Raw genomic sequence first — 14,443 nt, forward strand, 5'->3', positions numbered from 1 at the left:
GTAAGTCTGTTGCAAACGGAAAAAAGAGTCAGAAATGACTCTTTTTTCTACGTTATGGAAATGATAACGATTCATTTAATGAAGCTGAAAAACAACAGTTTCGTAAGGCTTGAGCACCAGTGTTCCATTACCGTATTCCACTTCGTTTTCACCGTAATTGGAGATGATAACAGGAGTATCATACGGTAATTCAATATTTTCAGCGGCATAATCGAACTTCTGCATGGATGCAGAAAAGTTATGCACTGCCAGCCATGTTTCGTTCTGATAATTTCTGGTATAGGCAATTATCGGACCTTCTTCCGGGCAGCAGAGTTTGAAATCGCCATGAGCCATTATCGGATGTTCTTTACGCAGTGTTATGAGATTCTGGTAGAATCTGAAAACAGAAGAGTCATCTTTCATCTGGCTTTCTGCGTTAATAAGCTTATAGTTTGGATTGACACCAAGCCATGGAGTATGCTCGGAAAATCCGCCGTTTGGACTGTCATTCCACTGCATCGGAGTTCTTGCATTATCACGACTGATACTCTGGGATTCTGCTAATGCTTCTTCTGGGGAGGAGCCATTTTCAATCATGGTTTTATAGTAATTGCGGGTATCAATGTCATCATAATCATCGATAGACGGGAATGCGACATTGGTCATTCCGAATTCTTCACCCTGGAAAACAAATGGGGTTCCCGGAAGTGTATGCAGATAACATGCCAGCATTTTGGCTGATTCTGACCAGAATTCTTTATCATTTCCATAGAGGGAAACCTGACGTGGTTTGTCGTGGTTGCTTAAAAATCTTGCCCACCATCCGTCTTTTTTCAGAGTTTCATAATCTTTTTTCAGGTCGCGTTTCATCTTCTCCGGTGACCAGGTCTGGATTTCTACGATTGGAGGAACAAACGGGATTGACATATTAAATTCTTTGCTTGCAGCACTGGAATAGTTGATGGCATCCTGTTCATTATTGATGTTGACTTCTCCGACACTCATCAGATTGTCAGGGGTCATGGTTGCAGCAACCATTTCACGGATGTAGCGGTGAGTTCCTTCAAGGTTTACACATGCTACAGTACCGATCGGTTCATTCATATCTGCACGTCCGTCCAGACCTTTGTCCAGATAGCTGATGGCGTCAATGCGGTAGCCGTCGACACCTTTCTCATTCCAGAAACGGATGATATCAAAGATTTTCTCTTTGGTTTTCGGATTATCCCAGTTCAGATCCGGCTGTTCTCTGGCAAAGAAGTGAAGATAATACTGTCCTCTTTCCGGGACATATTCCCAGGCACTTCCGCCGAATACAGACATCCAGCAGTTCGGGGTACCTCCGTCCGGGGCAGGGTCACGCCAGATATAATAATCGCTGTAAGGATTATTGCGGGATTTCCTTGATTCCTGGAACCAGATATGTTTGTCAGAAGAATGGTTCAGAACCAGATCCATGATAATGGCGATGCCGCGTTCATGTGCGCCGTCGCGGAAAGCTTCCCAGTCTTCCATGGTTCCGAATTCTTCCATGATCGCGAAATAATCGGAGATATCGTAGCCGTTATCCACATTCGGAGAAGCGTAGACAGGGGACATCCATACGGCATTGATGCCAAGCTCTTTCAGATAATCTAATTTCTCAATCATTCCCTTCAGATCTCCGATTCCGTCATTGTTTCCATCTTTAAAACTTCGAGGGTAAATCTGGTAAATGACCAGATCTTTGTACCAGTCTTTTGTGTGTTTCATATTTCCACCCTTTCGTCTTTTTGCATAAATAAATTCTGAATTTATTATATTGTATTGTGCAGAAAAACGCAATATAGAAAACATAGAAAGAAAATATCCTCCCGAAAAAGAATTGTGCAATAAAAAAATGCTGTAAAGCCAGCACTTTTTGTATTGTGGGTTACATATAAATATTGTTTGGCTTCTGTCAGAAAATGGCTGAACAGAAAAATGATCAAATGACCAAGAGTAATTATAAAGCCTGCGAAAACGATTGTAAAGATTGTATGGAAGAAAAATTTATGTTAGAATATGCGCGTAAAAAAGGACTTGATGATGACAGACGGAGAAGAAAATGAATGCGAATTTTGAGTATTATAAAGTTTTTTATTATGTATCCAAGTATGAAAATCTGACGAAAGCGGCATCAGTTTTAAAGACCAGTCAGCCTGCGGTGACAAGGACAATACATAATCTTGAAAATATCCTGGGATGCAGATTGTTTACCCGAAGTAAAAGCGGAATGAAGCTGACACCGGAGGGGAGGATTTTTTATGAATATGTGGCTGCGGGATGCGCACAGTTTTTTAAAGCGGAAGATAATCTAAATAATCTGATCAGTCTGGAAAATGGAACCATCTATATCAGTGCAACAGAGACGGCGCTTCACTGTTATCTGTTTGAAGCTGTCAGAGATTTTAATATTCAATATCCGAATGTCCACTTTAAGATACTGAATAACAGTACGACGGATTCTGTCAATGCATTGAAAGAGGGGAAAGTAGACCTTGCGGTTGTGTCGGCGGCCTTACAGGTGGCAGAGCCACTGAAGATGAAAGTTGTGCGAAAGTATAAAGAAATTCTGATCAGTGGAAGCCGCTTTTCAGAACTGAAGGGACGGAAGACTTCGCTGGAAGAACTGTCTGCCTATCCATGGATCAGCCTGACTTCTGAGGCAATCACCAGAAGATTCCTGAATGCGTATTTTGCGAAAAATGGCTTACAGTTTTCGCCGGATGTAGAGCTGGCGACTACGGACATGATCCTTCCGGCAGTACGTTACAATATGGGAATCGGATTTCTGCCTGAGGAGTTTGCAAAAGATGATCTGGCATCAGGGAAAGTTTTTGCAATTGATGTAAACGAGACCTTTCCGGAGAGAAGCATTATTCTGATCCACGATACGGAATATCCACAGAGTATTGCGTCGAAAGCATTTCAGAAATTTCTTTCGGACAGAGAAAGGTAGAATGTTCAGGGGGAACATATAGATTAGCTGCCCTGTCTGAACGTTTGAACAATTGCCATCAGGAAATCCATATTATAGGAATCCCTGATGGCTGATTATATTTATAAGGAATTTATCATTGTCTGGGTGATCAAAAATCATTCTCCTGATCTGTAAATAAAACCGCGATCAGAGATTATTTATGCCACTCCCAGTTTCTGATCTCTTCAAGATCCTGGCCGTATTCAGCAATGTACTGTTTGTGCTCAACAAGCTTGTCGTTCATCTTCTGGATTAAGTAAGAACCTTTGTTTCCAAGCTGTGGCAGATGCATGATGGCATCTTTTACAAGGTTGAAACGGTCGATCTGGTTCTGTACACGCATATCGAATGGAGTAGTGATAGTACCTTCTTCCTGATATCCATGAACAGATACATTGTGGTTATGACGACCATATGTAAGTTCGTGGATCAGTGTTGGATATCCGTGGAATGCAAAGATAACCGGTTTGTCTTTTGTGAAGATTGCATCGTACTCTGCATCACTTAAGCCGTGTGGATGTTTGTGATCGGATTCCAGTTTGAACAGGTCGACAACGTTAACAACACGGATCTTAAGTTCTGGCATTTCATCACGAAGGATAGTAACTGCAGCCATGATCTCAAGTGTAGGTGTATCACCGCAGCAAGCCATAACAACGTCTGGTTCTTCACCACGGTCATTGCTTGCCCACTCCCAGATACCGATACCCTGTGTGCAGTGCTTAACAGCCTGCTCCATAGTCAGCCACTGGCAACTTGGATGTTTGGAAGCTACGATCGCATTTACATAGTTCTTACTCTTGATGCAGTGATCGAAGCAGGAGAGTAAGCAGTTAGCGTCTGGTGGTAAGTACATACGTACCACGTCTGCTTTCTTATTAGCGATGTGATCCAGGAATCCAGGATCCTGATGTGTAAATCCGTTGTGGTCCTGCTGCCATACGTTGGATGTCAGGATGAAGTTCAGGGATGCGATCGGCTGTCTCCAGGAAAGCTGGTTGCAGACTTTTAGCCATTTTGCATGCTGAGCTGCCATGGAGTCAACGATACGGATGAATGCTTCATAGCTTGCGAAGAAGCCGTGACGACCTGTTAACAGGTAACCTTCCAGCCATCCTTCACACATATGCTCGCTGAGCATACTGTCCATGATACGTCCGTCTCTTGCGAGGCAGTCGTCAGTATCAAGCATTTCTGCATTCCAGTCACGTTTCTGATATTCAAATACTTTGTACAGACGGTTGGACATACTTTCGTCTGGTCCAAAGATACGGAAGTTCTTGTTCTCTTCATTCAGTTTGAAGATGTCACGGATGTATCCGCCAAGTTCGATCATATCCTGAGCTTTTGTTTTGCCTGGCTCTACTTCGATACCGTAATCACGGAAATCCGGGAGACGAAGGTCTTTCAGAAGAAGTCCGCCATTTGCATGTGGGTTGGCACCAAGACGTGCATTTCCCTTAGGTGCCAGTTCAGCCAGTTCAGGGATCAGACGTCCGTTTTCATCGAACAGTTCCTGCGGACGATAGCTTTCCAACCACTCTTTGAGAAGTTCAAGATGCTCTGGTTTCTCCATGGAGATCGGAACCTGATGAGCACGGAAAGAACCTTCAATCTGAAGTCCGTCAACAACCTTAGGACCTGTCCATCCCTTAGGAGTACGAAGGATGATCATTGGCCATACCGGACGCTCTGGATTATTGTTTTCACGAGCGTTCTTCTGGATTGCTTTGATCTCTTCGATTACAGTATCCATTGTCTCAGCCATCTTCTTGTGCATGGTCATTGGGTCGTCGCCTTCAACGAAGTATGGTTTCCAGCCGCAGCCTTTGAAGAAGCATTCAAGTTCTTCATGAGAAAGACGGGAGAAGATAGTTGGGTTGCTGATCTTATATCCATTTAAGTGAAGAATAGGAAGTACAGCACCGTCGGTGATTGGGTTCAGGAATTTGTTGGACTGCCAGGATGTTGCAAGAGGGCCAGTCTCAGCTTCACCGTCACCTACAACAGTAGTAGCGATCAGGTCTGGGTTGTCGAATACAGCTCCGAATGCATGAGCGATGGAATAACCAAGCTCACCACCTTCATTGATGGAACCAGGTGTTTCCGGTGCACAGTGGCTTGGAACTCCACATGGGAAGGAGAACTGTTTGAACATTTTCTTCATACCTTCCTCATCCTGGCTGATGTTAGGATAAACTTCGCTGTAAGAACCTTCCAGATAAGTGTTGGCGATCATGAAGTTTCCGCCATGTCCCGGACCGGAAAGCAGGATCATATCAAGATCATAACGTTTGATAACACGGTTGCAGTGTGCATAAACGAAGTTCTGTCCTGGTACAGTTCCCCAGTGACCAACGATTTTCTTCTTGATCTGGTCCATTGTTAATGGCTCTCTCAGAAGCGGATTGTCAAGAAGATAGAGCTGTCCGGCAGACAGGTAGTTAGCTGCACGCCAGTAAGCATCGATTTTGTCAAGCATTTCCTGATTTAAAGGCTGCTTTTCGAGACATAATTTGTTGTCTTCCATTTTCTTACCTCTTTCTTTGTCTTTGATGTGTATAACTTAAGATGTCGAAGATATCTGTCGAAGAAGCTTTCATAAGTTGGTTAATGACAAGTGTTTCTCAACAGATAAGTTGAAGTGTTACTTTGTTATTTTTTTAACCGATCACATCCTATCATATCAGAAACGAAACGTAAAATAGCAATATTGCATTATAAATATAACTTTTTGATATGGATGGAAGATGAGTAAGAGATTCCCAAATGTTAAAAAAGATTTGATTGGAAAATTATTGACATTTAATATGAAACATGTCGGAAAGAACTGATTGCTGATTAGTGATTTTCACGAAAAAATGAATAATGCAAAAGTTATATTGCAATTTGCACAAAAAATAGATATAATAAAAAAAACAATTGCGCATAAGGTATATAAAAGCTGCTTATATGGAACCCGACAAGCGTTTCAGAATAAAGTATAAGTGGCAAAAGTGAAAGATCACGAAGGAGATAAGAATTATGGGAAAAAGAGCAGCCGGAATTTTACTGCCGATCAGCAGTCTGCCATCAGACTATGGAATCGGATGTTTTTCCAAGAGTGCATATGAATTTGTAGACTGGTTAAAGGAAGCAGGACAGACCTATTGGCAGATTTTACCACTGGGACCGACAAGTTATGGAGATTCTCCGTATCAGTCATTCTCTACATTTGCAGGAAATCCGTATTTTATTGATCTGGATGCACTGGTAGAAGAGGGCGTTCTGGATAAGAAAGACTGCGAGAAAGTAAATTGGGGAAAGAAGATCGACGATGTAGATTATGAGAAGATTTACAAAGGCCGTTATCCGCTTCTGAGAAAAGCATATGAGAACAGTGACATCAGCAAGAATCCTGATTATCAGAAATTCGTAGCAGAGAACAGCTGGTGGCTTTCTGATTATGCTCTGTTTATGGCAGTAAAAGATCGCTTTGAAGGTGTAGAGTGGACAAAATGGGCAGAGGATATCAGACTCCGCTGGAATAATGCCATGGATTATTACCGTGAGGAATTATATTTTGATATTGAGTTTCAGCAGTACATGCAGTTTAAGTTCTACGAGCAGTGGATGAAGCTGAAATCTTATGCAAACTCAAAGGGAATTCAGATCATCGGAGACATTCCGATTTATGTTGCCATGGACAGTGCGGATGCATGGGCGCATCCGGAGCTGTTCCAGCTGGATCAGGACAATGTACCACTGGCAGTGGCAGGATGCCCGCCGGATGGATTCTCAGCAACTGGTCAGTTATGGGGAAATCCGCTGTATCGCTGGGATTATCACAGAGATACCGGATATCAGTGGTGGATATCCAGAATGAGCTATTGCTTCAGACTTTACGATGTTGTGCGAATCGATCATTTCCGCGGATTTGATGAATATTTCTCGATTCCATACGGAGATACTGATGCAAGAGGCGGACACTGGGAGAAAGGTCCTGGAATTGATCTGTTCCGTAAGATCGAGCAGGCGCTTGGATGGAAACAGGTTATCGCAGAGGACTTAGGATACATGACAGATTCTGTACGTCATCTGGTTTATGAGAGTGGATTCCCGGGAATGAAAGTTCTGGAATTTGCGTTTGACTCTAGAGATTCCGGATGTGCCAGTGATTATCTGCCGCACAATTATTCAGAGAACTGCGTGGCATATACAGGAACTCATGACAATGAAACGATCGTGGGATGGTGGAAGAGCATCACAGCAGCAGAGAGAAAACTTGCAAGAGATTATCTGTGTGATCATGCAACACCGGAAGAAGAACTGTATAAATGCTTTATCAGTCTGATCATGCGAAGCGCAGCACGTGTCTGCGTAATCCCAATGCAGGATTACATGGGACTGGATAACAGATTCCGAATGAACAAACCGTCTACAGTAGGCACGAACTGGAAGTGGAGAATCAAGAAGAGAGATCTTACAAGGAAACTCCAGAAAGAGATTCATGATGTGACATTGCGTTATGGGCGTAAGAACTGGGATTAAGTACATATTGAAATAATGTAAATGATAGCAGCGTTTTGGATATAAATAATATCTGGAACGCTGTTTTGATATAGTGGAAATTTTGCAGGAATCTTTTACTATATTCTAATCAGATCAAATAAGGCTCTGTTTTTTAATTGAAAATATCCACGTGATGTTTTGGCCAGAGCCATTTTCCGGGGAGAAAAAATGGACAGTATTGAGCAGGCTTTATTTTTGTACGAAAAAGAAAACATTGGAATTGTTTTGATGGGTATACAATTGAGAAAGAAATCCATTGATTTTCGGGCAATGTCTGATAAAATATTAACCAGAAAAGAGCAAAAAAGGGATTTTCAGGAGGATTAAAACATGAATTATAATAGATTAGAAACCAGTCTGATCGATGTGATCAAAGAGGAACAGGCGAAGCTTGGATATATGAAAGAGAAGATCAGTCTTTATTATCCGCTCAGTTCCCTGAATCATTTCTTTGGAAGTGAGGCAGATGCTGCAGGCATGATGGAGATTTTAAAAGATTTTCCTTCCTATATAGAAGAGAAATTCGGAGAAGTTGTAGTTTCTCACAGAGGAGACCGTTTCTGTTTTACTGTTTCGGATAAAGCTTCAGAATATGTGCATAATAATATGAAAGATAATGAATTTATCAAGGCATTGATCGAGCTGGTTGGCAGACATGGATGTACGATGGATGAGATTAAAGAACTGTTTCATTCTTATTCAGATAAGATCGTTACGGAACCGATGGATAATGGCGAATTTGATGTGATGATTCGCTTTGACGATGGATCAGATCCTTACTATTATTGTTTTAAAGATGAAGGATGCCATATCATTTACCATAGATTCCTGCCGGAAGACTATGCGGATTTTGAATTCTGATTCAGGCATTTAATAGCAAAAAAGAAATATTTTTATTGATTGAACAGGAAATCTTCCAACTGCCGGATCGACGAAATTATATGTAACATTTGCAATAAAAGTATGTTATTTTTTTGTCAAATACTTACAAAAATAAACCGAAATTCGATATTGACAGATACTCTCAATAATGGTAATTTTTATTTGACTTAATGTTTTTCATTACTATAGAAACTGTTAAGAAATCTGCTGACAGAAACAAAAAACTGGCAGGTTTGCAAACTCTTTTTAACGGTTTTTTTCCGGAAGATAAGAGAAAAGTAATTTTTACACAATATTGACAGGGATAATAGATACAATCAACAGTTGGAGGGAAAGAATTAAATGAGAAAAACCAAAATTATCTGTACAATGGGACCGTCTACTGATAAAGGCGATGTTATGGAACAGCTTGTGAGAGAGGGAATGGACGTAGCACGTTTCAACTTTTCACATGGACCTCACGATGAACAGAGAGGACGTATCCAGAAGCTGAGAGAACTTCGCAAGAAATATGACAGACCTGTTGCAGCACTTCTTGATACAAAGGGACCGGAGATTAGACTTGGATGCTTCAAGGATGGTAAGGTTTCTCTGGAAGAAGGACAGATTTTTACATTTACAAATAAAGATATAGAAGGAACTAACGAGCACGTAAGCATTACTTATAAAGAACTTTATAAGGATGTAAAACCAGGCGGACACATTCTGGTTGATGATGGACTTGTAGATCTGGAAGTTCAGGATATCGCAGGAAAAGATATCGTATGTAAAGTTATCAACGCAGGTGTAGTTGGTGATAAGAAAGGTGTCAATGTTCCGGGCGCAAACCTGAAGATGCCATTTATCAGCAAGAAAGACCATGATGACCTTCTTTTCGGTATTCAGGAAGGATTTGACTTTGTTGCAGCATCTTTTACACGTACTGCTGATGATATCCGTGAAGTAAGAAAAATCCTGAAAGAAAACGGCGGTGAAGAAATCCAGATCATTGCCAAGATTGAGAACCAGCAGGGTGTTGACAATATCGATGAGATCATCGAAGCAGCAGACGGTATTATGATCGCCAGAGGTGACATGGGTGTTGAGATTCCACCGGAATATGTACCTGTTATCCAGCAGAAGATCATCCAGAAAGTTTATACAGCAGGCAAACCTGTCATCACTGCAACACAGATGCTTGACTCCATGATCTCTCATCCGAGACCAACCCGTGCAGAGGCGACAGACGTTGCCAATGCGATCTTCCAGGGAACAAGTGCGACTATGCTTTCCGGAGAAACAGCAGCTGGTAAATATCCGATACAGGCACTGCAGATGATGAGCCGTATCGCAGAGCATATGGAACAGAATATTGACTACAATACAATCTTTAAGAAAACAGACAGAAATGAAAACCCGGACATCACAAATGCGATCGCACATGCAACCTGCCTGACAGCAATCGACCTGAAGGCTCGTGCAATCCTTGCAGTGACAAAATCCGGAAGTACCGCACACATGATGTCCAAACACAGACCAGGATGTCTGATCGGTGCATGCACAAGCTCTGAGAGAGTTCTGCGTCAGCTGAACCTGTCCTGGGGCGTTTATCCGATGCTCATCAAAGAAGAATACAGCTCTGAAATCCTTTGCCTGAGAGCAATCGAAGCAGCACAGAAGCATAAACTTGTAAAAGTTGGTGATACGGTTGTATTCGCAGGTGGTGTACCGCTTGGTATTCCGGGAAGAACAAACATGATCCGTGTCTGCATCGTAGAATAATATTAAGATACAAGGTCAGGGGCAAGGTACCTTTTGCCCCTGACATCATATTAACAGAACAAACAGCATAAATTTTTAAAGACACATACAAGGGTCTGCCGTCAACTTTTCGACAGCGGCCCCTTGTTTTTTGTACGTAATGAGGAGAGAAAATTATTATGAAAACAAACGGAGAAGAAGATTCCAGACATATTTTCAGAGGGGAGCTGGCATTGGTGATCGCAGTTATGATCAACAGCCTTGCAGTTATCCTGATGCTGTATTCAGGTTCAGGAATATCTGCCATATCCAGTGTACCTTATGCATTTGAGAAAGTATTTCCGGTGATCACACTGGGAACATGGACTTATATTTTCCAGGCACTTCTGATCTTAAGCTTGATGATACTGAGAAAGAAATTCGTACCGGTTTATCTGTGCAGTTTCCTTGTAGGATTTGCATTCAGCGAACTACTTGATGTCAATGAGGCATGGATTAATGTCCTGCCAAAGACAATTCCGCTCAGAATCTTATACTTTGTCATCAGTTATCTGCTGATCTGCATAGGAATCGCACTTTCCAACAGATGCGGACTGCCGATCATTCCGACGGACCTGTTTCCACGTGAGTTGTCAGAGATCATAAAGGTGAAATATTCCAAGATTAAGGTTTCTTTCGATGTAATCTGCCTGACAATTACTGCCTGTATGACAGGAATGATCCTGGGACATATCAGCGGGCTTGGAATAGGAACCGTGCTGGCAGCATTTACCATGGGGAAAGTGATCGGCCTGATCGGTGACCAGATGGATAAACATTTCCGATTTGTGAATTTCACCCAGCAACGTTCACAGGCGGCGTAATATAATTGTCAAACAAATCTGAATAATACCACAGTATTTCTGAAAGAATCCCGCATTGCGGGATTCTTTTTTCTGTGATACACTTGACACAACATAAGTATATTGGAGGATATTGACGATAAATATTCTCTTTTATCAGAAAAATATTGTTTTCTGATGGAGAATGACTGGGAGGTAAAAAATGGTTCTCATTAAAGAGCGTATTAGTAAAATGCTGGAATACATAAAAGAGCAGATTTATCCTGAGAGTATGCCAATTCAGAAGTACCGTATGATCAAAACGGATAAGAGATTTGAGAATATAGCAGATCTTGATACTTCTGGCTGGGAAGAATTTACAAATACGGAAGTGTGGGGTGGACACAGAGAATATTACTGGTTTGAAACTTTCGTAACGGTTCCGGAAGAGTTTGATGGAAAATGTGTTGTGTACGAACTTCGGACAGGAAAAGAAGGGGAATGGGATGCGACTAATCCGCAGTTTACAATCTATGTAAACGGCACTCTTGTACAAGGACTTGACATTAACCACAGAGAAATCATTCTTGCAGAGCAGGCAAAAGCGGGAATGCAGTACAGAATTATTCTCTCTGCTTTTACCGGAGATCAGAATTTCAGATTGAAGCTGGATTCCAGATTAAAGGTTCTGGACAGAAAAACAGAGAAGTATTTCTATGACCTCTCTGTGCCATATGAAACTGCACGTCTGTTAAATACAGAGGACAGAGCGTATATTACGATTATTCAGGCGTTAAATGATTCCCTGAATCTTCTGGATATGAGAAAAGAAGGTTCGCCGGAATATTACAAGAGCCTTGAGAAAGCACAGGAATTTATTACAAAAGAGTTTTATGAGAAACATTGTGATAAAGAACAGGGGCCAGTGATCTGTTGTGTAGGTCATACACATATTGACTGCGCATGGCTATGGACATTAAGGGTAACAGAAGATAAAGCTGTAAGAAGTTTTTCCACTGTGCTGAATCTGATGAAACAATATCCGGAATATATTTTCATGTCCAGCCAGCCACAGCTTTACAAATTTGTAAAGAAGAATGCACCTCAGGTTTATGAGCAGATCAAGGAGCGCGTAAAAGAAGGCCGCTGGGAAACAGAGGGCGGTATGTTTGTGGAAGCGGACTGCAATCTGGCATCAGGAGAGGCTCTGGTGCGTCAGTTTATGCATGGAAAGAAATTCTTCAAAGAGGAATTCGGAACGGACAACAAGATCCTCTGGCTTCCGGATGTATTCGGATATGCAGCTGCCCTGCCTCAGATCATGCAGAAATGCGGAATCTCGTATTTTATGACAACAAAGATCAGCTGGAATGAATTAAACAAAATGCCTTATGATACGTTTGAATGGGAAGGAATTGACGGCAGCAGAGTGCTGACCCATTTTATTCCTACCAGAGATTATAATAAAGCTGCTGTAGAAGGCGGCACAGAAACAGAGCATTTTACAACTTATAATGGTTACCTGAATCCAAGTCAGATGAAGGGCGGATGGGCCCGTTACAGTCAGAAAGACTTGAATGATGAGGTTCTCTGCAGCTTCGGATTTGGTGACGGTGGCGGTGGCCCGTCGAAAGAAGAGCTGGAAAATCAGAGGCGTATGAGCCAGGGAATACCGGGATGCCCGAGAACCAAAATGTCCACAGCGCTTGAGTTCTTTGAGAGACTGGACAAAGAAACAAAGGGCAGTAAATATCTTCCGTCATGGGTCGGAGAATTATATCTGGAATATCACAGAGGAACCTATACTTCTATGGCGAGAAATAAGAAGTATAACCGTAAAGCAGAGCTTGCTTATCAGGATGAAGAAACTTATGCGGCAATGGATGAACTGCTGACAGGAAATACATACCCGAAAGATGCTCTTTATGATGCATGGGAAGTGATCCTAAGAAATCAGTTCCATGATATTCTGCCAGGATCTTCCATTAAAGAGGTATATGATGACTCCAAAGCAGAATATGAGAAGATTTTTGAGGAAAATAAAGAATTGAAAGCTGCTTCCCTTGGAAGCCTTGTAAAGAATGTAGATGCACCTTTACATGCGGTGGTCGTGTTTAATCCAAACAGCGGCGAGGTTCCGGGAATTGTTTCCTTTGCCTGCCCTAAAGAGATTAAGAACCCGGTACTAAGAGATCATGGAACTCAGGTTGCGGTCCAGAAGACAGGAGACGTTTATATTTTTACAGCAGTGGGAGTGCCATCAAAGGGATATAAAACTTATGTTCTGGAAGATGGAGAAGAGTCTGCAGAAGAAGCGTCCATGGATGTTTCTGTAAAACATATGGAGAATGACTGGTTTGCAATTTATTATAACGAAAAAGGTCAGTTTGCGAAGATTTATGATAAATCAGCGAAGAGACAGATCCTTAAAGAAGGTAAAGCAGGTAATGTGATCATCAGTTATGAGGACCGCCCGCATAATTATGATGCCTGGGATGTAAATAATTATTATACGGAGAAATCCTGGGAAATTGATGATGTTTCCTCCATAAAAGTAACAGAGAACGGACCGGTAAGAGCATGCGTGAGGATTGAGAGAAAATATCTGGATTCTGTGATCGTTCAGGAAATTTATCTATATCATGATATTCCGAGAATTGATATCAAGAACAGTATTGACTGGAAAGAACACCAGATTTTTGTTAAAGATTATTTCCCTGTAGATGTGCATGCCAATGAAGCAACATTTGACATTCAGTACGGCAACGTAAAACGCCCGACACATGCAAATACGTCATGGGATTTTGCTAAATTTGAAGTCTGCCATCATAAGTGGATGGATGTAAGTGAAGGCGGATATGGAGTAAGCTTCCTGAATGACTGTAAGTTTGGAGTAAGTGTGCGTGGAAGTGAGGTTGGACTTTCCATGCTGAAATCTGCGATCCATCCGAATCCTGAAGCAGATAAAGAACATCATGAATTTACCTATTCAATTTATCCGCATGCAGAAAACTGGACAGATGCCAATACGGTTGCTCAGGCATATGAGCTGAATAATCCGATGACAGCGGTTGTTAAGGAAAATAAGGGCGGAAAACTTGCCACAGAATATTCTCTGATCAAGGTTGATCAGGATAATGTAATAATTGAAACGGTTAAAAAGGCAGAAATTGGAGAGGAACTGATCGTTCGTCTGTATGAATGCTATAATAAAAGAGCGAATGTGGTTCTTACCTGTGGGGAAAAAATTGCAGATGTGGTTGAGTGTAATCTTCTGGAAGAAGATGAACAGCAGGTATCTTATGCGGATCATACAGTTTCTTTCTGCATTAAGCCATATGAAATTAAGACGTTAAAAATAAGACTGAAATAATTAGCTGCAGTTTATTCCATTCTCGGTAATATGCTTCGTAATTTAATCAAACTGCGGAGCAGATATCTGGTCATGAGCAAGTAGCGAAGCGGA

9 protein-coding genes are annotated in these 14,443 nt (G+C 41.6%); 7 read left to right on the forward strand and 2 right to left on the reverse strand.

Features of this window, described 5'->3' with window-relative positions; all coding sequences use genetic code 11:
* Positions 1 to 75: 75 nt before the first annotated feature.
* Positions 76 to 1,734 carry a glycoside hydrolase family 13 protein gene (locus KQI87_RS12205; RefSeq protein ID WP_216460381.1) on the reverse strand — a complete coding sequence of 553 codons (1,659 nt, stop codon included), beginning with the start codon at positions 1,732 to 1,734 and terminating at the stop codon, positions 76 to 78.
* 334 nt (positions 1,735 to 2,068) lie between these two features.
* Between KQI87_RS12205 and KQI87_RS12210 the strand changes: the two genes are divergently transcribed.
* Positions 2,069 to 2,962, forward strand: coding sequence for a LysR family transcriptional regulator (locus KQI87_RS12210; protein WP_216460382.1), 894 nt, complete (start codon positions 2,069 to 2,071; stop codon positions 2,960 to 2,962).
* Between the two features lie 175 nt (positions 2,963 to 3,137).
* Here KQI87_RS12210 and KQI87_RS12215 read toward each other — a convergent pair whose 3' ends face one another.
* A complete protein-coding gene (locus KQI87_RS12215; RefSeq protein ID WP_216460383.1) occupies positions 3,138 to 5,513 on the reverse strand; it encodes a phosphoketolase family protein in 2,376 nt (791 codons plus the stop codon).
* A 494-nt stretch (positions 5,514 to 6,007) separates the two neighbouring features.
* Here KQI87_RS12215 and malQ point away from each other — a divergent pair, with 494 nt between their 5' ends.
* From malQ to KQI87_RS12245, 6 genes are all read left to right on the forward strand, one after another.
* Entirely contained in the window at positions 6,008 to 7,513 is a 1,506-nt protein-coding gene (gene malQ, locus KQI87_RS12220) for a 4-alpha-glucanotransferase (RefSeq protein WP_216460384.1), read from the forward strand.
* A gap of 189 nt (positions 7,514 to 7,702) precedes the next feature.
* Positions 7,703 to 7,861 carry a hypothetical protein gene (locus tag KQI87_RS12225; protein ID WP_216460385.1) on the forward strand — a complete coding sequence of 53 codons (159 nt, stop codon included), beginning with the start codon at positions 7,703 to 7,705 and terminating at the stop codon, positions 7,859 to 7,861.
* Between the two features lie 3 nt (positions 7,862 to 7,864).
* A complete protein-coding gene (locus tag KQI87_RS12230; RefSeq protein WP_216460386.1) occupies positions 7,865 to 8,395 on the forward strand; it encodes a DUF3877 family protein in 531 nt (176 codons plus the stop codon).
* A gap of 363 nt (positions 8,396 to 8,758) precedes the next feature.
* The gene (gene pyk, locus KQI87_RS12235; protein WP_216460387.1) at positions 8,759 to 10,177 is read left to right on the forward strand and encodes a pyruvate kinase; all 1,419 of its coding nucleotides are present in this window, start codon (positions 8,759 to 8,761) and stop codon (positions 10,175 to 10,177) included.
* A 158-nt stretch (positions 10,178 to 10,335) separates the two neighbouring features.
* Entirely contained in the window at positions 10,336 to 11,019 is a 684-nt protein-coding gene (locus KQI87_RS12240) for a DUF6198 family protein (RefSeq protein ID WP_216460388.1), read from the forward strand.
* Positions 11,020 to 11,200: 181 nt separating this feature from the next.
* Positions 11,201 to 14,350, forward strand: a complete 3,150-nt coding sequence (locus KQI87_RS12245; protein ID WP_216460389.1) for an alpha-mannosidase — start codon at positions 11,201 to 11,203, stop codon at positions 14,348 to 14,350.
* The last annotated feature ends 93 nt before the right edge of the window (positions 14,351 to 14,443 follow it).

Origin of the sequence: Blautia sp. MSJ-9, from assembly GCF_018919065.1 — a bacterium.
Lineage (GTDB): Bacteria > Bacillota > Clostridia > Lachnospirales > Lachnospiraceae > Blautia_A.